This window comes from Companilactobacillus mishanensis, from assembly GCF_003946505.1.
GTDB classification, from domain to species: domain Bacteria; phylum Bacillota; class Bacilli; order Lactobacillales; family Lactobacillaceae; genus Companilactobacillus; species Companilactobacillus mishanensis.
Genome location: NZ_RHON01000001.1, coordinates 504253 through 525379 on the forward strand (window position 1 = coordinate 504253; position 21127 = coordinate 525379).

Sequence of the window (21127 nt, forward strand, 5' to 3'; positions counted from 1 at the left end):
AAACATTTTTTTGAATCAATGTTTAAAAGTATATCACTACATAAATATCTATTCCATTATTTTTACGTATATATAGTGATAAATAATTTCAAAAACACAAGATATAGTGGTTAACTGTCTAGACCTTTTTTCCACTCAACCAGGTGCATATTAGTAATACTCAATACGATAAAGAATGTTAACCAAACGATCCAAAGTCCAGATGTAGCGTCAGTCATGAAATGTGCGCCAACTCTGATTCTTGAAGCCCACATCAAAATACAATATGCCAAACTGACCCAGAATACGATTCTTTGTAATTTAAAGTTCGAACGATCAACGAACATTGGTAACAACATCAATCCTGCTGCCGCTGTTGTATGACCTGATGGGAAACTCATATGTCCATTGGCACCATTTGGTTGGAACCAATTTGTAAAGTTGGCATGATTTCCAGCTAATTCGTAAGGTCTCCATCTTCCCCAATAATTCTTCATTGCGCTAACTGCATCATTAGCTACGATTGCTGCTAATGTTGCCACAATAGCGACTTTAACTAAGTACTTCAATTGATCATCATTTTTATGTGACAACCAAATTTGTGTAATAACAATAAATAATGCATATACAATTATCCAAGTCATAAAGTTTCCGAACCAAGAAAGATGAAGATTTCCACCGTCACTATTTGCCTGACCAACTGGCAAATTTTTCTTGATATTATCTTGCAAGGTCAATGTGTAGTAAACAGTAGTTTTCAAATAATTGAACCACAATTGCCATCCTGCAAGTAGCAAGCCACCAAGCATCATACTGCATCTAACGAACCATGGCTTGTCTGTAGCCCGATACGCGTAATTGATGATGACCATACAACTCAGCATTATGATAAATGGTATTGGCCATAATCCATAATCTTGAAAGACTGTTCCGAACCAAGAACTCTGATTCATGACAGATTGCGAGATCTGCCAATCGAATCCACTACCGATCAACATGATGACGATAATTATGGCAGCTGCCGAATAAAATACTTTACTTGGCGATGCCATAAATTTGTTAATCTTAGCACCCATAAATATCACCCCTATAATATTTTTAATACGCTTACATAATATATCTATGTCGCCGGTCATTTATGAAATGATAGTGATTTTAAAAAAGCCTTAAAAAACAAAAAACATTCGAGCCTTTCGACCCGAATGTAGTTAATCCATATTCAATTGTGCTTTTGCAGCTTTAATTTGATTTCTTACAGAAGTAAAGCCAGTACCGCCTAATGAGTTTCTTCGTTCAACTGCAACTTCTGGTTTAAGAACTTCATAAACATCCTCTTCAATTTTTGGAGAAATCTCTTTAAATTCATCCATTGAAATATCCTGTAGGTTTTTATGGGTTTGCAAACCTTGAAGTACCAATTGTCCTACGATACCGTGAGCTTCTCTGAATGGAATGCCTTTAGTTGCCAAGTAATCGGCTAATTCAGTAGCATTAGAAAAATCATTTTCAGTTGCATGACGCATATTATCTTTTTTGACCTTCAATGTGGAAACCATGCCATTGAATACTTTAAGTGCAGGTAACAAAGTTTTTACAGTATCAAAAGTGCCTTCTTTATCTTCCTGTAAATCCTTATTATATGCTAATGGCAATGATTTCATTGTCGAAAGTAACCCTAATAAATGACCATACACACGTCCACTTTTACCACGAACAAGCTCAGCCATATCGGGATTTTTCTTTTGAGGCATGATCGAACTACCAGTTGTATATTTATCACTAAGTTCCAAATAATTAAACTCGTAGCTGACCCACATACTGATTTCTTCACAGAAACGTGACAAATGCATCATCAAAATTGAGGCATTACTCAAAAATTCCAAGGCAAAATCACGATCTGATACAGCATCCAAAGAATTTGAATACACTTCACTAAAATCTAATTCCTTTGCCGTAAATTCACGGTCGATAGGAAAAGTAGTTCCAGCTAATGCTGCTGCACCTAATGGAGAAATATCTGTATGCTTCATATTAAACTTGAAACGTTCAACATCACGTTTAAACATTGAATAATATGCCATCAAATAGTGTCCATAAGAAATTGGTTGTGCATGTTGTAGATGAGTATATCCAGGCATAATAGTCTCAACATTCTCATCTGCAAGTTTAACCAAAGTTTTTTGGATAGTTTCAATTTCATTAATGATTTGTGGCAATCGATTCTTCACGTATAAGTGAAAGTCCGTTGCAACTTGATCATTTCTTGAACGACCTGTATGCAATTTACCAGCAACTGGTCCAATCTTATCAGTTAAAATGCTTTCAATATTCATATGAATATCTTCATTTTCAACTGTAAAATGCAATTTACCTTCATGAAGTTCTTGTTGAAGTTCTTCAAGTCCAGCAGCAATCTTGTCACAATCTTCAGCAGGAAGAATCTTAGTTTTCTTGAGCATTTTTACATGTGCAAGTGAACCTTCAATATCCTCGTCTACCATCAATTGATCAAAACTTATTGAAGCTCCAAATTCATCCACCCAAGTTTCAGCTTGAGCTTGGAATCTTCCACCCCATAATTTTTTGGTACTCATTATTTGCCCTCGTTAACTGGTTTCTTTGAGTTCTTTTGATCGACTTGAGCCTTAACTTGAGTTGGAAGTCCCCAAAGTTTGATAAATCCTTTAGCAGCTTCTTGATCAAATGAATCAGCTGATGTATATGTAGCAAGATCCAAATCATACAATGATTTTTCAGCTTTACGTCCAAGGATCCAAATATTACCTTTGAATAGGTTCAATCTGATAACACCAGTAACATCTTTTTGACTTTCCTTCAAGAATGCTAATAGTGATTCCATCAATGGTGAGAACCAAAGACCGTTGTAAATAATTTCTGTTAATTCTTTTTCAATAACTGGTTTGAAATGTCCTAGATCACGTTCTGTTGTCAAATCTTCGAGTTCCTTGTGAGCTTTGATCAATACCATAGCTGCTGGGCATTCGTAAATTTCACGTGACTTGATACCAACTAGTCTGTTTTCGATATGGTCGATTCTACCAACACCGTTTTCACCGGCAATTTTGTTCAATTTTTCAATGATTTCTGAGAATTTCATTTCTTCATCATTAATTGATACAGGAACTCCTTTATCAAATTTAATTGTCAAAGTTGTTGGTTGGTCTGGAGTCTTTTCGATTGGGTTTGTAAGTCCGAAGGCATCTTCTGGTGCTTCGACCCAAGGGTCTTCTAGAACACCACATTCGTTAGCACGTCCCCAAATATTTGCATCGATTGAGTATGGTGAGTCCAAATCGATAGGAACTGGAATGTCATGCTTCTTAGCATAGTCAATTTCTTCTTCACGTGACCAATGCCAATCTCTTACTGGGCTTAGTACTTCCAAGTCAGGTGCTAAAGCATGGATACCAACTTCGAAACGAACCTGATCGTTTCCTTTACCAGTACATCCATGAGCAATGGCTTGTGCGCCCTTTTGTTGTGCTACTTCTACTAATTTTTTAACTATCAGTGGTCGAGATAGAGCGGAGAGTAAAGGATAGCTACCCTCGTAAAGAGTGTTACCTTGCAATGAAACTAATGCATAATTGTCAGCATATTCGTCTTTTGCATCGATTGTAACAGCATCGATTGCACCAACTTTTAATGCTTTCTTTTCAATAAAATCGTGATCTTTTCCTTCGCCGACGTCAATACAACATGCAATAACATCGTATCCTTTATTTTTAAGCCACGGAATAGCTACAGAAGTATCCAAACCTCCTGAATAAGCTAGTACTACTTTTTTTGTATCTGTCATAAATATTCCCTCCACTGATTAGAAAAAAATTAATTTTGTGTAAAAATAGTAACATTTAATTTCATAATTTTCAATGTGATTAGCCAAAAATATTGATTTATCTAGAATAAATCAATATTTATTTAAATTTGAAACTTTCTAATTTAAATGTTGCTTTCTGAAAAATCACTTATCTTTTTCAACTGATTCCGAAATTTTTTTCAAATACTTGATCATTTCATCATCCTTATTTACTTCTTCTTCAGTCTCTTTTTCAGTTTGCTTCTGCTTAATAATTTTATTCATTACTTTCACTAACAAGAAGACAACAAACGCAATAATCAAGAAGTTAATTATTGATTCTATAAAGTTTCCATATTTGAAAGTTGCATCCCCGACTGAAAAAGCTAATGAAGACAAGTCTATCTTTCCAAGAACTAGTCCAATCAGTGGATTGATCAAATTTTTAACCAAGGAAGTAACAATAGCAGTAAAAGCAGCACCCATAATTACACCAACGGCCAGATCCATTACACTCCCACGACTGATAAAATCCTTAAATTCTTTTAACATATCAATGCCCCATTCATATTTTTGTTTAAATAAGCTTATACAGACCAAATTGAATCTGCATTACGCTTACATTATAATTATGCTATTTTATTTGTTAAATTTGCAACCAAATAAGCCTAATTTATAACCTATAAAATGATAAAATAATGATTTGTAAATAATTGATAAGGTAGTGAAATCATGAGAAAAGTTATATTTTTTGGAGCAATCAGTATGGATGGATTTCTAGCTGATAAAGATTACTCACTAGATTGGTTATTCAAATATGATAGTAAACTGGTAACCGAGAAATGCTACGACCCGTTCATAAAAAATGTTGGAACAACGATTATGGGTAGACAAACTTATAATGACTTGATCAAAGAAGTTGGCAAAGTTCCTTATGACGACATGGATAACTACATCCTTTCTCATCACGCACTACCAGTTGAATATCAACAAAATAACGTTATCCAAACCAGTGGACCAGTTACCGATCTTGTCAGAAAACTAAAAGTATCAGAAGGCAAAGATATTTGGATCGTCGGTGGTGGAAAATTGGTTACCGAACTTATCTCCACAAAGTTGATAGATACTTTAGAGATTCAAATCGCCCCAGTAATTCTTGGTGATGGCCAACGATTATTTGAATCAGTAGACGCTCCTTCCCAATTCAAACTGCAAAGTGCCGAACAATATGGACAATTTACCGATCTTGTTTTTCAACTATAGATAAAATTGTATATGGTACAATTTATTAATCATATCTTGGGGAGGATAAAATATGTCAAAAAGTACTAACGCTCAAAAATCTGGATGGATCGTTTGGTGGATCAATAATGTAATCCTAGTTTTCGGAGGATTATTCATCGTATTGTTCTTAAGTAACAATGGTAAGCCAACACCAATTCACCCAACAAATGCAATGTTATTCATCTTTTTCTTGTTTGCACTTGTTCTAGCAATTGCCCTTCAAGTAGCAGCTTACTTCATGATCAAATTCTTACACAGAGATCTTTCTTATATTTACCCTGCTGTACTTGTTGCTTTTGGATTTTTCTGCGGTGCATATCTATACTTTATTCCTGGACTTTGGGGAATCATGTACAACAACCATGCAAAACTAAATAAGTAAACATTAAGGCAATTGGAAATTACTCCAATTGTCTTTTTTTATAGCGTTTTGTGATTTTTTTATCAAAGTCTATTGATTTCACATAGACAACCCTCTATATTTAAATTAGATGATATAGAGAAAGGAGGCATTCAATGGACTATACAAACTTAAGCAAGCAACTCAAAGCTATTTCTGACCCAAATCGATTAAAAATCATTGATTTGCTCTCATGTGGAACTATGTGTGCCTGTGATATACTTGAACACTTTGAATTCACGCAACCTACACTTTCTCACCACATGAGAATACTTCAGGATGCAAAAGTCGTTGATGCCGAAAAAGTTGGCAAGTGGCAACATTACACTTTAAGCCAATCTTTTGAAGAAAGCTTTCCGTTAAATATAGCTAACCTATTGGCTAACGATGAAAATTGCATTTGCCATTGTAAGAACGCAAATAAAAAGGAGGATTTGATTTATGAAAAAAGTTGAAGTCTTTGAACATGCATTATGCTGTTCAACTGGTGTGTGTGGACCATCAGTTAAACCAGAATTGATCACTATTACATTGGTATCTAACAAATTAAAGGATAATCCTGACATTGAATTTAATAGATACAACCTAAATACCGATACAGAAGAATTCGTTAAGAATCCTAAGGTTATTGAAGCAATGCACAAAAAGGACAAATCAGATAAATTGCCAATTACTCTTGTTGACGACGAGATCGTAAAAACTGGTTCATATCCAACTGTTAAAGAATATGAAGAATACACAGGAGTTTCATTAACAAACATCAAGCAAGAAGTTAAATAACAGCGTTACTTCCTGGGAGGTTTTTATATGAAAAAATTTGATCCTTTAAATGGCAATTTGACTCATTATTTATTCTTCACCGGTAAAGGTGGAGTTGGTAAGACATCGATTGCCAGTGCTACCGCCTTACAACTTGTAGACAACGGATATAAGGTTGCCATGGTTTCGACTGACCCTGCCAGTAATCTACAAGATGTATTCGAAATGAAATTACCTAATAAACTTACTGCCGTGGAAAAAGCTCCAGGGTTATTTCTAGCAAACTTTGACCCTGTCACCGCAGCCAACGAATATAAGGAAAGTGTTCTCAGACCATATAAGAACGTGTTACCAGAATCTGCATTGAAAAATATGGAAGAACAATTATCCGGTTCGTGTACAGTTGAAGTTGCAGCTTTTAACGAGTTCGCTCATTTCTTGACCGATGAAAAAGTTGATAATGAATTTGATTATATTATTTTTGATACCCCGCCAACCGGACATACAATTAGAATGTTGCAATTGCCTTCAGCTTGGAATAATTATCTAGATGAAAATGACCGTGGTGTTTCTTGTTTAGGACAACTATCTGGATTAAGTGATAAGAAAGAAATGTATGAAAAAGCCGTCCAAACTTTGACCGATGACTCTTTGACGACCTTGCTTCTTGTCACACGTCCTCAAAGAACATCCCTAAAAGAAACCATCAGATCATCCGGTGAATTATCAGATATTGGAATGAAAAATCAAAAAATAATTGTCAATGGAACCATCCTAGACTTCGATGATGAAGCTTCAAAAAGTATTTATGAGCATCAACAAGCCGACTTATCAGAGTTTAGCGATTTCTTAAATAGTTCACCTTGCTTCGAAGTGCCATTACGTTCTTATAATATATCCAGCCTTGAGAACATCAGATTGGTTTTGAATGACGTCCAACCGGAAAATAAGGATGTCGATTTACCTGATGATGACTTTCCTAGTATTAACACAATCGTTGACAATTTGATCGATACTAAAAAGAAACTAGTATTTACAATGGGAAAAGGTGGCGTTGGAAAGACTACAGTGGCCGTTCAAATCGCCAATCAAATGGCTGAACGTGGTAAAACGGTTCGCCTCATAACGACCGACCCTGCCGATCACTTATCTTATTTCAATATTGATGATAAAAATATCAATGTAAACCACATCAATGAGAAAACGGCTTTACTAGACTATCAAACTGAAGTTTTAGATGATGCGAAGAAAGCAATGGATACAGATGATGTTGATTATATTGCTGAAGATTTAAGATCACCTTGTACTCAAGAAATCGCAGTTTTCAGAGAATTTGCTAATTTAATAGCTGACAACGAAGATGACGTTGTCGTTGTTGATACAGCACCTACTGGACATACCTTACTTCTTCTAGATTCCACTCAAAGATATGCCGCCGAAATCAAACGTACTTCTGGTGAAATACCTCAATCAATGATTGAACTGTTGCCAAAATTACAGGATCCAGAACAAACTGAAATAGTCATGGTTACATTGCCTGAGCCAACTCCAGTTTACGAATCAATGCGCTTGAATGATGATTTGAATCGGGCCAAAATTGCACATACTTGGTGGATCGTAAATCAAAGTTTCTTTGCAACTAAAACAAGCAATAAATTCTTGAAGGTTCGTGCAAAAGATGAAATAGAATGGATCGAAAAGGTAAAATCTATTTCTAATGGACACTTTGCCGTTGAGAAATGGAATCCTAACTTTGAAAAAGATTTTCTAAAAATCTAAATTTATTATGAGGCCCCTAAAGTGAAAAAAATATATTTTTTATGTACTGGTAATTCTTGCCGAAGCCAAATGGCAGAAGGACTCGCCAAGAAAATTTTACCGAAGGATTGGGAAATACGTAGTGCTGGGGTCGAAGTCCATGGACTAAATCCCAGAGCCGTCAAATCTATGGCTGAAATTGGTATCGATATTTCGGAAAATCAATCCAAAATTATTGATGATAACTATCTTCAACAATGTGACCTTGTTGTAACTTTATGTGGAGATGCTCGAGACCGTTGCCCGATTACACCGTCATCTGTTAAGAAATTACATTGGCCACTACCTGATCCAGCACAAGCTACCGGGACCGAATCGGAAATCATGGAACAATTCCGTTCCGTTCGAAATCAAATTGAATCAAAAATAACTGAATTAAAGAACTTTGAATAAAAATAAGTCATGGATTTCTTACAGGAAATCCATGACTTATTTATTTTAAGCTACTACTGCTTTTAGATTACTTATAGCTTCTTCAATTGTTGTACCGTTAGCAGAAATTTTTTCATTGTTCTTATCTACGACAGTAAACAATTGCGAATCTGTGTCTAAATATACGCGATATTTCATAGATTGTTTACCTCCATTATTTTAGTTGTGGTAGCGAATACATTTCATTCTATTGATTTGTGATATTTTTGTCAAATATAATTTACAACTTTTTTCCAAAACCTTGTCTATCCCTATACTCATGTGATTGATTGCGGTTGCACAAAAGCTTATTTTGTCAGGATATTTAGTGAATTTCAGCTTTTTTTCAAAAATATTAACTTTTTTGTAAGCATTTTCTTTTTAAGCTAAAATAATGAGATAAATCAAGAAAATCATCTCTGATTTCCATTAGAATTTGCATGGTACTTTGTCGATCCATAATGACCATGGGACAGATCATGAACTATATCTGATCCAGGATGAACTAAATGGTCCGTATCACGATATTCGATCCACAATTGCGTATGATTTTTTAAATCTGTTAGTACTTGTTTATATAGTCCCTCTTTATGTGGGATTTCTAATAAATCGTAACTGTGCAACAATTTCTCTTTCTCGCGATAAGCTTGTAAAAAAAAGCTATAACAATGAAAATAATGATTATTAACAATCATCAAATGATACCGCCATTTATACTTTCGTAAAAAAAATTTATCAAAGTTCTCAATTAATACCTTTGATTCTTTTAGCAAAGAAATCACCACCTATGCTTGATGGCCACCAACCAATTTAGATCTATCGATTGCCGTACCAGAAGACAACTTACTGCAGCCACGGACCAGTGACTTATATCCATATTTGTCTCTAATTTGATCAATCGTATGTTCCAATCGAATATTAGCGTCGTGTTGATCGTTACTCTCGAACAATGACAATTGAAGTGTGCTGGGTCGACTTACTCGATTGACACGAACGCCTAAACTTCGTAACGACTCACCTTGCCATTTTTTCTCAAGTAAATATTTAACAGCTCTAATCAGATCTTCAGTCCGATTTGTTGGGTCAACTTTCGTTTGTGCTCCCCAACCTCGTTGGTTTTTATCATTAGGCTCTGCAAATCCAACTGATATGCCAATAACTTCTCCTAAAACATTATGTTTTCTCAATCGTGTCGCAACTTGATCAGCTATTTCAAATAGCACAGTTTCAATATCTTCTTTAGTTGTATAATCACGCATCAATACCTGACTATTTCCATACCCTTTATTGTCTGCTCGAGGTACGTACCTTTTGGCTAGGTCTGAATAATCAATACCCCAACTATGAAAATACAAAGCATCACCAAGTATTCCAAATTTTTTATTTAATTTTTTCCTGTCCGTATGTGCCAGTTCATAAATGGAATTTATTCCCATTCTTTCCAACTTGTTAGCTGTCCTAGCTCCTATCGACCAGAAATCTGTTAACGAAGGTATCTTCCATATTGTGTCTTCAATTTCGTCATAATGCCATTCAGCTCGCCATGGATCCTCCTCCTTAGCAGCATTATCCAATGCTAACTTTGCCATCAATGGATTAGGACCAATTCCTACAGTCGTGACAATTCCAGTTTCCTTAAAAACTTTATCCTGAATTCTTGCAGCAATCTCGTCATTACTACCAAACAGTTTATGACTATGTGTTACGTCAATAAAAGACTCATCAACACTATATACATACCAATGCTGATCATCGGTAAACTGTCGAAAAATTTGATTTACGCGATAATTTAATTTTATATAATCCTTCATATGAGGAGCAACCAACTGAATATCCATATCTGGTCTAATTTCAAATTTACGTGTTCCTAATTTCACTCCATAGTTCTTTTTAGTATCTGGGGACGCTGCCAAAATAAGTCCACCATTAGATTCTGCACGCGACAATACAGCAATTTTGGCTGCCAGTGGATATTCAGCACGACGGATTGCTTCAGTACTAGCATAAAATGATTTACAGTCGATACACATAATATCCCGATACGGTAAACGACTGGGATCATCAAATGGTGTAACCATCCGTCCACCACTTGCCATTCTTTTGTATTTCCGCATAACGAATTTCTTCAAGATGAAGCAGTCTCGTTTCACCGCTATCTAACTGCAAATAAATTTGTCCACTATTAAATCCAACAACTACTCCCTCAATTTCAGGAACATATTCGTCATTTTCCATAACATTAATTTGAACAGTTACTGGCTTAGAGTTCTCCCAAGCATCTTTTAATTTCTCACTAATGATGCCAACTTCCATCTCAGGTTTTACGGGTGTAAGTTTTTCCTTTACCTTTTCACCCTCCATGAATGCACTATGATCAGATAGTAACCAGCCCATCCACTTCATCATGCCGCGATCGTTATATAACCATTTTTCGCGTGGTACTATTTGTTCCATCTGGATCACCAACCTTTAATGAACATTATACGAACACTTGTTCGTATTTTCAATAATGAGTTTTTATTTCAGATACAAAAAAAGGCCCAAACACTTAAATAACAGTGTTTAGACCGAGAATATTTTTTAATTTATAAAATGAGCAATCGTTCCATTCTCAAACAGAATGTATATACCTAATATTATATATATTGCTGAAGTTAAATACTTACCAGATCTTTCTATCAGATTCTGAATGTACTTATTTTTGCTGATCAAAAGTCCTATTACAAAAAATGCTAGACACATAATGATCATTGTTATATATACAATTACGAGTTGCTGATTACTTACATCTATAAGAATTGGAACGTAGATTGCAATATTATCTGCACCACAGGTAGTAACCGTAATTATGGCTGTCATCAAAATAATGCCGCGATTCCCATTCTGAATCTTATTCACGACCTTATCATCATCGTCATCGTCCACAAATAGCTGTCTAACACCAATATATATCGGTATCAAACCAAGTAGACCTAATATCCATTCCTGGGGTACAAAGCCCAAAATTCTAGCAATCAGCATGGATGATAAAATCAAAACTGTAGTACCTGCTAGATCACCAATAAGAACTTTTTTGTAGTTTTTGTAAGTCGCCAGTAATATAACTAATATCAACAAGTAATCGATGCTGGTAGATATATAAGATACAACTGACTTAACTATTACTTCTGTCATTTGATCACCCTTTTTATTCCGGTACGGTTCTTTCAATAAACGTAAGCTAACTATTTTTAGATAAAAAAAGAAGTCACATAAATGTGACTTCTAAAAAACTAATAATTAGTCTTTGTTAACGTTTGTAGCTTGTGGTCCACGGTCGCCGTCTTCAACGTCGAATGATACGTGTTGGCCTTCGTCCAAAGTCTTGAATCCGTCTCCTTGGATAGCTGAGAAGTGAACAAATACGTCACTACCATCTTCGCGAGTAATAAAACCAAATCCTTTATCAGGGTTAAACCATTTAACTGTTCCTTGTTCCATATGAATGAACCTCCAGCGCTGTGCGCATATTTTTTTGCATTTTTAAGCCAAGTCAGAAAGTAACCATTCATAAAGAAAAATTAAACTTATAACCAACTCTTAATACAATACAGTAAGTATACCCCATTTTTTGAATAATAACAGCAAATTTCGCATATTTAACCATATTTAATTTTTTATATATTTATAATTAAATTATCGTAATTCATCTTTTTCAATAATACCAATGCCTAAAAAGAAATAATCACGTTTCTGACAATTTTTAAAGTAACTTTTGAATGCACCATCTATGATAACATTAACTTAGTATTATAAGTAACTAATAAAGGATAAATTATGAGTAGAGAAAAATTTATTAAATTAGCAAGTACCCTATACGCAATCATACTAGTTGATCCAGAAACTGGCGTTGAATATGTGGCCAGTCCAGGTGGTGGTGCAATTTTGCCATTGTACAATGCTGATGGAAGTTTGAAGATCAATGAAGAATATCGTCCTAAATAATTTTGGGGAGGCAAAGACTTATGATGGTAAATTTAACTAACAGTAATACCAAAGATGTTAAACAAGTAAAAGTCGGCTTTTCGTGGACAACATTTTTCTTTGGTTTCATACCAGCAATATTCAGATGGGATCTAAAATGGTTTTTAATTATCCTAATCATTGAGATAATTGCCAGCATCCCTACACTTGGCTTTGGATTTTCTGTGGTAGGAATTATTTTTTCATTTTTCTACAATAGATTATATATTAATGATCTTATCAAAAAAGGATACCGCCCTTCAGATGAAGAATCTAAGAAAATTCTATCTGAACGTCGTTTTGAATTTTAACAGCATACTAAAAAGTGAGACTAAACGTCTCACTTTTTATTTGGATCCATTAAATTAAAGCGATTTACTAAGTAAATTATGATAAATCCGAATGCTATTCCTGAAAATATCCCACTCATCAATGAATTAATAAAATAAAAAAAGATACCAAGAATAACTGCAATCACACTGATTGGCCCAGTAATTTTTGGTGAAATAAAATTGGAACGTTCGAACTTTACCTGACTATAAAAAATGATCATAAATATTAATAGCATTGAAATAAATATGCTGAAGAGACTTATCACCAAAAGACTATCGACTTTAATTACATTTAATCGTCCCAGAATTACATATCCAAGAAATAATATATTTGCACAGAATAGCAATATTATTAATTTAGACATTTTTTTTGAAACGTTATCACGACTTAAATATTTAGAAACATCAGGATCATCCTTGATCAAGATATCTAAAGACACATCGAAATAATCGCTAATACTGATTAAACTATCAATATCTGGAAAACTATTCCCCGTTTCCCAACTTGAGATAGTTTGACGACTGACTTTCATGTCTTGCGATAATTCTAACTGAGTTATCTTTTTTGCATGCCTGAGCTGTTGTAATCTATTCCCAAATTTCATGTATCTTCCCTCCTCTACCTGATAATCAAAGTATATTTTAATTAGATATAATTACCTAGCAAAGTTTCTAAGCATCCATATTTTATGCATAACGGCGTAACAAGCGGTAATGATTATTTCAATAATTTTAGTGCCACATTAAGATACCATTACGTCAGCATCTAATACATATATATTTGTTACAATGAATTTGATTTAGGCTTATTAAGTTTAGATATATATTGTTGTGTCCAAATACTGACGACTAGAAAAGCTGAAGTATCCTGGGGAGGATTACTATGAGAAAAGATAAAGTAAAGAAACCGTTTTACAAAAAATGGTGGTTTTGGATAATCATCGTCATAGTACTAATTTTTGTTATCGGTGGTATGAATGGATCGAAAGGAGATTCTAATTCTTCAAAATCTTCTGATTCAAGCAACTCTACATCAAAGAAATCTTCAAATAATAAAATAACAAAGTCTCAATATGATGCAATCACATTGGGAGAAACTGATGGTGCAACATCTGAGTCAATCAAGAAAGAATTCGGTAAAGCCACTTCAACATCAACAACTACCATTGAGGGTGTTCAAGCTGACCAGATGACTTGGAACAAATTATCAAATGCTGACTTTACTGGAACAGTGTTAGTTGGCTTCTCTAATGGCCATGCAATAAGTAAATCAATCACAGGACTAAAAATTGATAGAAAATCTAAATTAACTTTAGATGATTTCAATAAAATTCAAAATGGACAAAGTGAATCTGACGTAACAAAAGAACTAGGGAAACCAAATGGCTATACTGAAACTTCTGTTGCAGGTTCTACTACAAAAATGCTCGAATATACTTCAGGAATCAAAGGAAGTTTAGGAGCAAACTTTAATATCACAATTACTGACGGTGCCGTAAGCGGTAAGTCACAAACTAGCTTAGAATAAAATAAAAGTCATCTCAATCAGAGATGGCTTTTTTGGACAAAAAAATTCCTCTAAATTCAAAATGATTTAGAGGAAATTTTTTTATTTTTTGAGGTTCTTTTCACAGTATGCTCTGACATTGTCATCTGTGTCACTTAGAAATGGCATCATGGCTTTTTCAGTTTCGTCAGTGTTGTGTTCGTTGCTTTCCATAATGTGATTCCAGATAGCGTCACGAACGATTGTCTTGTCATCGCTCCAGTCAAAAGCCTCACTCATTTTAATGTTTAAAACTTCAGGTTCTGTTGCAATATCTGATTCTGCCATATTATATAGCCTCCTTAGTTACAACTTCATTGTAGTTCTCTTTTCAGAAAGTGGCGTAAATAACCCTCCATTTTTTCAATAAAATAAATTAAGTTATATTATCTGCTAAATTAGTCTAAAACTAATATCCTGATAAAAAATACTTAACGGTTACTATATTTCATCTATTAATTTATTTAAAACAGTATATATTTAATGGTGAGTAAAATAATTCAAATGGAGGAATTATAATGGATCTACATTTAACAAATAAATCTGCACTTATTACTGGTTCTACTAAAGGTATCGGAAAAGCAATTGCTATCGAAATGGCCCGTGAGGGTGCCAATGTAATTATTAACGGACGTAAAGCTGAAGATGTTGATACTGTTGTTGAAGAAATAAAATCTAACTTTCCAAATACTGATCCACAAGCTGCACCAGCTGATATTTCTCAAGAATCAGAACGCCAAAATCTATTTGAGAAATTCCCTAAGGTCGACATTTTGATCAACAACATGGGTATCTTCCAGCCGATGGAATATTGGGATATTAGTGATGACACTTGGGAAAAGTTTTTCAAAATAAATGTTTTAGCTGGAAATTCACTGGCCAAATTCTACTTACCCAAAATGCTGGATCAAGATTTCGGACGTATAATATTTATTGCCAGCGAAGAGGCTGTTATGCCTTCTGGTGAAATGCCACAATATAGTATGACAAAATCAATGAATTTATCGCTTGCAAAGAGTTTATCCAAATTAACAGTTGCCACCCACGTCACTGTGAACACCGTTATGCCGGGCTCAACTCTAACTGAAGGCGTTTCAAATATGCTCAATGACATGTACAAAGATTCTGATATTCCTAAATCAGAATGGGAAGCTGACTTCATGAAAAATCATCGTTCACGTTCACAAATTCAAAGACTTATTAGACCAGAGGAAATCGGCCGTTTTGTTGCTTATGTTTCAAGCCCAGATTCTTCATCGTTCTCAGGTGAAGCACTACGTTTAGATGGTGGCCTAGTTCCAACAATTTTTTAATATCAATTAACAGAACAGCTTAACTTTCCAGAGGTTTTGGAAATAAACCTTAGATACTACATATTCTTTTCATTAAGTTTTCTCACTGTGAGGGAACTTTTTTTTATTGTTTTCATTATTTAATATCTTATTGCAATCATTTAAAATATACTTGTTGATAGAGGAAAATTTAAAATGATCATACAAACTGAGAATCTTTCCGAAAACGAATTAGAAACCATTGCTAATATTTGGCTACAATCTAATTTATCTACTCATGATTTCATTCCAGCTAAATATTGGCACGACAATTTTGATTCAGTAAAGAACCAACTTGATGCTGCAAATATTTACCTAGCTTATGACAATGATGACATTGTTGGATTCATGGGGATGAACAATAACTATATTGAGGGAATATTCATTCAAGAACCCAATATGCATTCCGGATTAGGTAAAGATTTGATTCACAGTGCCAAAGAAAATTTTGATCAGTTAAATTTATCCGTTTATAGCAAGAATCAATATGCAATCGAATTTTATTTAGGCCAAGGATTCATAAAAATTTCCGAAGGTATGGATAATGATACCGAAGAATTAGAAATTGAAATGACTTGGTCAAAATCATAACTTACCCAGGAGAAAAAAACTGTGATAATAATTTTAATCACCCTTTTCATAATTTCCGGTATTTTGGTTTGGTACTTTACTAAAAAGAAACCAAATACCCTCTTAAAGAACCTTTCTTATGGGTTAATGTTGGTTATCTTTATTTCAGCAAAATTTGCCATACCCAACCATAACCAATCTGATAATACTTCACACGAATCGGAACCAAGATCAAGTTATAATAACAAGAAGAAAAGCATCAATAAATCCTCAAAAAAACAACACTCAAGCAAAAGAAATTCTACCAGTGACAGTGAGGACAATTTGAAATACTATGCACAGGCCTTTGGAAATCAAGATGCAGAAAGTATTCAAAAAACGATTGGAGGTCCCTACTCCACTTCCACACTAGATGGTAATATCGTATTTAATTGGAAAACCAAATTAGGAACTATGATTCGGATAGATGATAATTCTACAGGTATCACAACCGTTTACCTTAAAGATAGTTCGAAACCAAATAATCTTGGTGAAAAACTTTATACAGGTCATACCATTTATCAAAAATCTCAGAACTCATATTCAAACTATAATTAAAATAGGAGTACGTCCTGATGAATAATGACGATATTTATAAACTTGTACCATATGGAATCCCAGCTGAACACTCTGTCAATTACTTTAAGGGTCAATTAGTATGGATTAAAGAGCTTGAAAAGTCTGCACCTGATCTAGCAAAAAGCAATTATAATATTATTCTATCTGAATTAATTGAAAGTGGTTTGATTCAAAAAATGGAGGAAGCAGAATCATTAGGTAAGTCTGGGTTCCTAACAGAATCAAATGATATTTGTATGAGACTAATAGATTTAAATTACCGTGGTTCTGTAAAGGCGTTCCTTAGATTATGTAAAAATTTTCGCAAACTAAAACAATATAAGAAAGAGATTGAATATGCTCAATTATTTTTAAATAAGTTTCAACCTTTATATGGAGGAACAATGTGGATCTCTGAATTTGAAAAAAGGATAAATCGAGCAGAAATCTTGGATACTAAAAGAGGCGGTGCTATTAAATAGCTCTGCCTCTTTTTTGCGATTCACATAAAAATAATGACTACCAAATTATTTTGACAAATGTATTAATATTTAAATAACACTGAGAAAAATGATATTACATTTTCAAAATAAAAAAATAGGAATGCTGAATTATCAACATTCCTACTCACAGAATTGAGAACTTTTATTCTATTTTGTTCTCCAAATGCTGCTGACAAGAGTCGAACTTGCACATGGAAACCCATACAGCGACCTGAACGCTGCGCGTCTGCCAATTCCGCCACAGCAGCAAAGTACTTTTGTGATATGCTTACATTAAAACGATACCATAAAATAGAGGATATGTAATGCGAAAAATTGATAAATCAATATTAGCTAAAGTTATAAAACCACGTGATCCTATTTCATATAAGGGCAATTATGGACGAATTCTTATTATTGCTGGATCCATTCATTTCGGAGGTGCTGCGATTCTCTCCTCCTCAGCTGCAGTATATTCTGGAGCTGGTCTTGTCACAGTTGCAACAACTCCAGAGAAGTTTGCATCCCTCAACACAAGAATTCCCGAAGCGATGACTATCGATTATCATGATCAAAAGGAAACACTAAATTCCATTAAACAATCAAACGTTATCGTCATAGGACCCGGTCTGGGTATATCGGAGTTAACTCAATCACTAATTAAATCAGTCATTGAAAATACTACTAAAAATCAAACAATAATTTTTGATGCTTCTGCCCTAACAGAAGTTTCTGAAGAAAATATTGACATCACTTCTATTTCAGCCAATGTTATTTTGACGCCACATCAAGGAGAATGGCAAAGATTGAGTGAACTGGAAATACCTGATCAAACTACCGATAATAACCTTGAGGCAATAAATAAATTGGCACCAAGCTCATTATTGATCGTCAAAAAACATTTGTCGGAAATATATTATCACGATAATGTCAGTCAGATTAAAGCTGGAAATGCCGGAATGGCAACTGGTGGTATGGGTGACACTTTGACTGGAGTCATCGCTGCGTTTGTAGGTCAATTTGGATTTTCTGAAGAAACTGTCGCTGCTGCATTATTTCTTCATAGCTATATTTCTGATTCGATATATGAAAAATCATTTGTTGTTCTACCTGAAAAATTAATATCAGAAATTCCTCTAGCAATGAAATCGATAATTATAAAATAAAGGACTAGTTTGAATTGTAAATAATTCAAACTAGCCTTTTTCTATTCCACTATTATTCCAAACATACCAATCAATATAGCAGCCTGATATTGGTTCACCACCAGACCTCTTGCAAGTTCAGGACTGATGATCATAGTCTCAAATTGTGAATCCTTAAAGTCAAATCCTTTAAGCTTCGTTTCACTAAAATTGGTTTCAGTTAAATTTGAACCTGCGAATGAAATATCTTTTTTAAGTTGCAATGCTTGAAAGAAGCCACCAGACAAATCACAATTTAAAAATCCAATTTTTTCAAATCGGCTCTCTGTGAAATTTACCGACGGCATTTTACATTCATTAAAACTAGAATTTTTAAAATAAGAATTATTAAAGTCGGCACCGGACAATTGCATGCTGCTTATCTTACAGTTATACCAATTACTTTTATAAAAATTACTACCTGCCAATTGACTATGATGCCATTCAACATTACCAAAACTAATATTGCTAAAGTCAGTTTGTTCAAAATTACAATGATCAAAGACAATATCAGAATAGTTGGTCGCATCACTATATGAATTGAATTGACAATGATCGTAGTAAAATCCATCTTCCACTTGGCTAAGCTTTAAAGTTTTGTTTTTAACGGTTTCTATCGGTTCATTCATCATTTTTATCACACCATTATCTTATTTATAAGTTAAATAAATATATTATACAAAAAAGGAAAGTATCCAGTTGAACACTTTCCTTTTACATTTTATTTGATTCTAACAAGCCTTCTGATTCGGCTTACTTTTGATCCTAATATTTTGTCAGCTAATTTAGTCTTCAAAACTAAATATCCATACACGATTGCGCCAATTATTGCTTCAGCGAATAATACAAACAAGCTAACGATTCGATCTGAATTTCCAACGAATCTGTAGACGATCCAGTTGATGATAGCAACGACTGCAAACATGGCAATGGAGAAAATTATTATCCCACTAACTCTATTAGCAGTTCTCTCGATATTAAATGGATATATCTTGTAAAGTTTTCTCAACATTAACCAGCAGATCACGGCCATACTGATACTTGTTGCTACTAACGGACCAAATTCATGGAATAAACCAATCATTGGTATTTGAATTACTACTTTAACTATGAAGCCGATTACCAAATACTGAATTGCCAGTCGGTTCCGATAAAGTGCCTGCAGAACAGCGGATAACACGGTAAACAATCCTAAGAAAATGGACATAATAGAAGAAAATTGTAGCATCCACACGCCAAGCGCATCATAACGATAGAATGTTGTCCACAATGGTTGAGAAACAGCATACATACCTAAAGCTGAAGGAATCATAATGAAAAAGAACAATTCTAAGGTACTACCGACTTGCGATTCAATATCTTTATTGTCACCCTTGGCGAACAACCCGGAAAGAATTGGAACAGCTGTAACAGCCATCGCAGTCGACAATGAAACAATGATCATAATTAATTTATTAGCTTGGAAACCAAATAATGAATAATAATTATCTAATTGTACTTTTGAAGCATCAACGAACATCAACATAAATTGTCTAAATGTTGACTGGTCGAACAAGTTAAAGAACGTGATACCAGCATCCATGATGATGAATGGGAAAGCTTGTTCAAATATTTCTCTAGCAAAACTTTTATCGATTTCGCTTGCTGGTTTACCATTTCTAGATAACGAACGTAGTTTTGGTAGTTTCCTGAACATATAAAGTAGCAATATTGCAATCGCAAAAATTGCACCAATAAATGCGGCAAACGTTGATTGTGTTACGGCATCAACATAACTACCCTTTTGAACTTGCATGATCAAGTATGTTGCTACCAACATGTATGCAACACGAGCTATTTGTTCAACTAATTGAGAAATGGCTGAAGGTGCCATATCAGAATATCCCTGCATGTAACCACGTAGGATACTTAGGATTGGTATGACCAGAACGGCGATACCTAATGATTTAATAACAGGAATACTGTTAGGATCACTATTTGTGAATAGGAACGCCATCGCAGGAGCACCAAAATACATGATTGCTCCGAAAACTATTCCCATCAAGGCCATAATCTTCAAGCCTTGTTTGAATAACCTATTACCAGTGGCATATTCATCCAAAGCGTTATAGTGAGAAATTTGTTTGGAAATTGCTCCAGGAATTCCTGCTGTAGATATAATTAAAAATAAACTATAAATATTGTAACCTTTGGCAAACAGAGCATTAGCAGAAGGATATGCGGAACCCATCCAAGCCATCCAAGGGATAATATAAATAGCGCCTAATACACGTGAAAAAATACTTCCGGCCGTCATCCATGCTGAACCCTTCAACATGGTATCTTGACTCGACGCCTCTGGATTTAGCTTTGGAATAGCCTCTTCCGCACTTTGCTTTTCTTTTGCGCTCAAAACTTGCACCACCTTAAAAACTATCTCTTCAATTATAGCAAAGACTTGTTCTTGGAAACTTAAAAATACACTTTATTCTTGAAAAAATCAATTTAATTATTGAAACAGAATACTATATATTATGTGTTTTAGACTTCCGATTCCGCCCCAGCGGATTACATTAATGAACGTACGTCGCCTTTGGCGCGTGCGCAACCTTCTAAAATGTTGGCTACGCCAA

The 21127-nt window shown here is 34.4% G+C and carries 28 protein-coding genes and 1 tRNA gene; 14 read left to right on the forward strand and 15 right to left on the reverse strand.

Translation table 11 applies throughout. From position 1 onward, the window contains the following. Positions 1-110: 110 nt before the first annotated feature. From EKM63_RS02455 to mscL, 4 genes are all read right to left on the reverse strand, one after another. A complete protein-coding gene (locus tag EKM63_RS02455) occupies positions 111-1055 on the reverse strand; it encodes a phosphatase PAP2 family protein (RefSeq protein ID WP_125703368.1) in 945 nt (314 codons plus the stop codon). 132 nt (positions 1056-1187) lie between these two features. Then, on the reverse strand, positions 1188-2573 hold the full coding sequence (gene argH, locus EKM63_RS02460) for an argininosuccinate lyase (RefSeq protein ID WP_125703370.1): 1386 nt from the start codon (positions 2571-2573) through the stop codon (positions 1188-1190). Then, positions 2573-3799 (reverse strand): argininosuccinate synthase, encoded by a 1227-nt coding sequence (locus tag EKM63_RS02465; RefSeq protein ID WP_125703372.1) that lies wholly within the window; start codon positions 3797-3799, stop codon positions 2573-2575. Before EKM63_RS02465 ends, argH begins: the two co-directional genes overlap by 1 nt. 165 nt (positions 3800-3964) lie before the next feature. Next, the gene (gene mscL, locus EKM63_RS02470) at positions 3965-4351 is read right to left on the reverse strand and encodes a large-conductance mechanosensitive channel protein MscL (RefSeq protein WP_125703374.1); all 387 of its coding nucleotides are present in this window, start codon (positions 4349-4351) and stop codon (positions 3965-3967) included. 180 nt (positions 4352-4531) lie between these two features. On the opposite strand from mscL, the gene EKM63_RS02475 reads away from it, so the two are divergent. The 6 genes from EKM63_RS02475 to arsC all read left to right on the forward strand — a co-directional run bounded on the left by EKM63_RS02475 (position 4532) and on the right by arsC (position 8453). Then, positions 4532-5062 carry a dihydrofolate reductase family protein gene (locus EKM63_RS02475; RefSeq protein WP_125703376.1) on the forward strand — a complete coding sequence of 177 codons (531 nt, stop codon included), beginning with the start codon at positions 4532-4534 and terminating at the stop codon, positions 5060-5062. Positions 5063-5114: 52 nt separating this feature from the next. Then, positions 5115-5465, forward strand: coding sequence for a hypothetical protein (locus tag EKM63_RS02480; RefSeq protein ID WP_125703378.1), 351 nt, complete (start codon positions 5115-5117; stop codon positions 5463-5465). 134 nt (positions 5466-5599) lie between these two features. After that, positions 5600-5938 carry an ArsR/SmtB family transcription factor gene (locus EKM63_RS02485; protein WP_125703380.1) on the forward strand — a complete coding sequence of 113 codons (339 nt, stop codon included), beginning with the start codon at positions 5600-5602 and terminating at the stop codon, positions 5936-5938. Then, positions 5925-6263, forward strand: a complete 339-nt coding sequence (gene arsD / locus EKM63_RS02490) for an arsenite efflux transporter metallochaperone ArsD (protein WP_125703382.1) — start codon at positions 5925-5927, stop codon at positions 6261-6263. The genes EKM63_RS02485 and arsD overlap by 14 nt, the downstream gene beginning before the upstream one ends. A 27-nt stretch (positions 6264-6290) precedes the next feature. Beyond that, positions 6291-8021, forward strand: a complete 1731-nt coding sequence (gene arsA / locus EKM63_RS02495; RefSeq protein WP_125703384.1) for an arsenical pump-driving ATPase — start codon at positions 6291-6293, stop codon at positions 8019-8021. Between the two features lie 21 nt (positions 8022-8042). After that, on the forward strand, positions 8043-8453 hold the full coding sequence (gene arsC / locus EKM63_RS02500; RefSeq protein ID WP_125703386.1) for an arsenate reductase (thioredoxin): 411 nt from the start codon (positions 8043-8045) through the stop codon (positions 8451-8453). Positions 8454-8498: 45 nt separating this feature from the next. On the opposite strand, the gene EKM63_RS11525 is transcribed toward arsC, so the two are convergent. The 6 genes from EKM63_RS11525 to EKM63_RS02525 all read right to left on the reverse strand — a co-directional run bounded on the left by EKM63_RS11525 (position 8499) and on the right by EKM63_RS02525 (position 11951). Beyond that, positions 8499-8630: a hypothetical protein gene (locus EKM63_RS11525; protein ID WP_263852849.1), complete on the reverse strand. Its 132-nt coding sequence runs from the start codon at positions 8628-8630 to the stop codon at positions 8499-8501. Between the two features lie 254 nt (positions 8631-8884). Beyond that, a complete protein-coding gene (locus tag EKM63_RS11405) occupies positions 8885-9094 on the reverse strand; it encodes a hypothetical protein (protein ID WP_225418243.1) in 210 nt (69 codons plus the stop codon). A 162-nt stretch (positions 9095-9256) separates the two neighbouring features. Next, positions 9257-10549, reverse strand: coding sequence for a Y-family DNA polymerase (locus tag EKM63_RS02510; protein ID WP_125703454.1), 1293 nt, complete (start codon positions 10547-10549; stop codon positions 9257-9259). Beyond that, positions 10533-10925, reverse strand: a complete 393-nt coding sequence (locus EKM63_RS02515; RefSeq protein ID WP_125703391.1) for a DNA-directed RNA polymerase subunit beta — start codon at positions 10923-10925, stop codon at positions 10533-10535. The genes EKM63_RS02510 and EKM63_RS02515 overlap by 17 nt, the downstream gene beginning before the upstream one ends. Positions 10926-11051: 126 nt before the next feature. Next, on the reverse strand, positions 11052-11645 hold the full coding sequence (locus tag EKM63_RS02520) for a cadmium resistance transporter (protein ID WP_125703393.1): 594 nt from the start codon (positions 11643-11645) through the stop codon (positions 11052-11054). Positions 11646-11750: 105 nt separating this feature from the next. Further along, complete coding sequence (locus EKM63_RS02525; RefSeq protein WP_125703395.1) at positions 11751-11951, reverse strand: cold-shock protein; 201 nt, start codon at positions 11949-11951, stop codon at positions 11751-11753. A 336-nt stretch (positions 11952-12287) separates the two neighbouring features. Between EKM63_RS02525 and EKM63_RS11265 the strand changes: the two genes are divergently transcribed. Then, entirely contained in the window at positions 12288-12455 is a 168-nt protein-coding gene (locus tag EKM63_RS11265; protein ID WP_153453446.1) for a DUF6440 family protein, read from the forward strand. A gap of 20 nt (positions 12456-12475) precedes the next feature. Next, a complete protein-coding gene (locus tag EKM63_RS02530; protein WP_125703397.1) occupies positions 12476-12784 on the forward strand; it encodes a DUF2628 domain-containing protein in 309 nt (102 codons plus the stop codon). Between the two features lie 29 nt (positions 12785-12813). Here the strand turns inward: EKM63_RS02530 and EKM63_RS02535 are convergent, their stop codons facing one another. Beyond that, on the reverse strand, positions 12814-13410 hold the full coding sequence (locus EKM63_RS02535; RefSeq protein ID WP_125703398.1) for a helix-turn-helix domain-containing protein: 597 nt from the start codon (positions 13408-13410) through the stop codon (positions 12814-12816). Positions 13411-13688: 278 nt separating this feature from the next. Here EKM63_RS02535 and EKM63_RS02540 point away from each other — a divergent pair, with 278 nt between their 5' ends. Then, complete coding sequence (locus EKM63_RS02540) at positions 13689-14333, forward strand: DUF3862 domain-containing protein (RefSeq protein WP_125703400.1); 645 nt, start codon at positions 13689-13691, stop codon at positions 14331-14333. Positions 14334-14414: 81 nt separating this feature from the next. On the opposite strand, the gene EKM63_RS02545 is transcribed toward EKM63_RS02540, so the two are convergent. Next, positions 14415-14639, reverse strand: a complete 225-nt coding sequence (locus EKM63_RS02545; RefSeq protein WP_125703402.1) for a P8 family protein — start codon at positions 14637-14639, stop codon at positions 14415-14417. Positions 14640-14869: 230 nt separating this feature from the next. Between EKM63_RS02545 and EKM63_RS02550 the strand changes: the two genes are divergently transcribed. From EKM63_RS02550 to EKM63_RS02565, 4 genes are all read left to right on the forward strand, one after another. Next, on the forward strand, positions 14870-15664 hold the full coding sequence (locus tag EKM63_RS02550; RefSeq protein WP_125703404.1) for an SDR family NAD(P)-dependent oxidoreductase: 795 nt from the start codon (positions 14870-14872) through the stop codon (positions 15662-15664). Positions 15665-15838: 174 nt separating this feature from the next. Then, complete coding sequence (locus EKM63_RS02555) at positions 15839-16273, forward strand: GNAT family N-acetyltransferase (protein WP_125703406.1); 435 nt, start codon at positions 15839-15841, stop codon at positions 16271-16273. Positions 16274-16294: 21 nt separating this feature from the next. Further along, positions 16295-16849, forward strand: a complete 555-nt coding sequence (locus EKM63_RS02560; RefSeq protein WP_125703408.1) for a hypothetical protein — start codon at positions 16295-16297, stop codon at positions 16847-16849. 17 nt (positions 16850-16866) lie between these two features. After that, entirely contained in the window at positions 16867-17331 is a 465-nt protein-coding gene (locus EKM63_RS02565; protein ID WP_125703410.1) for a hypothetical protein, read from the forward strand. Positions 17332-17516: 185 nt separating this feature from the next. Here EKM63_RS02565 and EKM63_RS02570 read toward each other — a convergent pair. After that, positions 17517-17600: transfer RNA gene (locus EKM63_RS02570), tRNA-Leu, on the reverse strand. 57 nt (positions 17601-17657) lie between these two features. On the opposite strand from EKM63_RS02570, the gene EKM63_RS02575 reads away from it, so the two are divergent. After that, positions 17658-18497, forward strand: coding sequence for an NAD(P)H-hydrate dehydratase (locus EKM63_RS02575; protein WP_125703412.1), 840 nt, complete (start codon positions 17658-17660; stop codon positions 18495-18497). Positions 18498-18538: 41 nt separating this feature from the next. On the opposite strand, the gene EKM63_RS02580 is transcribed toward EKM63_RS02575, so the two are convergent. Together EKM63_RS02580 and EKM63_RS02585 are read right to left on the reverse strand one after the other, a co-directional pair. Then, entirely contained in the window at positions 18539-19147 is a 609-nt protein-coding gene (locus tag EKM63_RS02580) for a pentapeptide repeat-containing protein (RefSeq protein ID WP_125703414.1), read from the reverse strand. Between the two features lie 89 nt (positions 19148-19236). Next, positions 19237-20832, reverse strand: a complete 1596-nt coding sequence (locus EKM63_RS02585) for a putative polysaccharide biosynthesis protein (protein WP_164504893.1) — start codon at positions 20830-20832, stop codon at positions 19237-19239. Between the last annotated feature and the right edge of the window lie 295 nt (positions 20833-21127).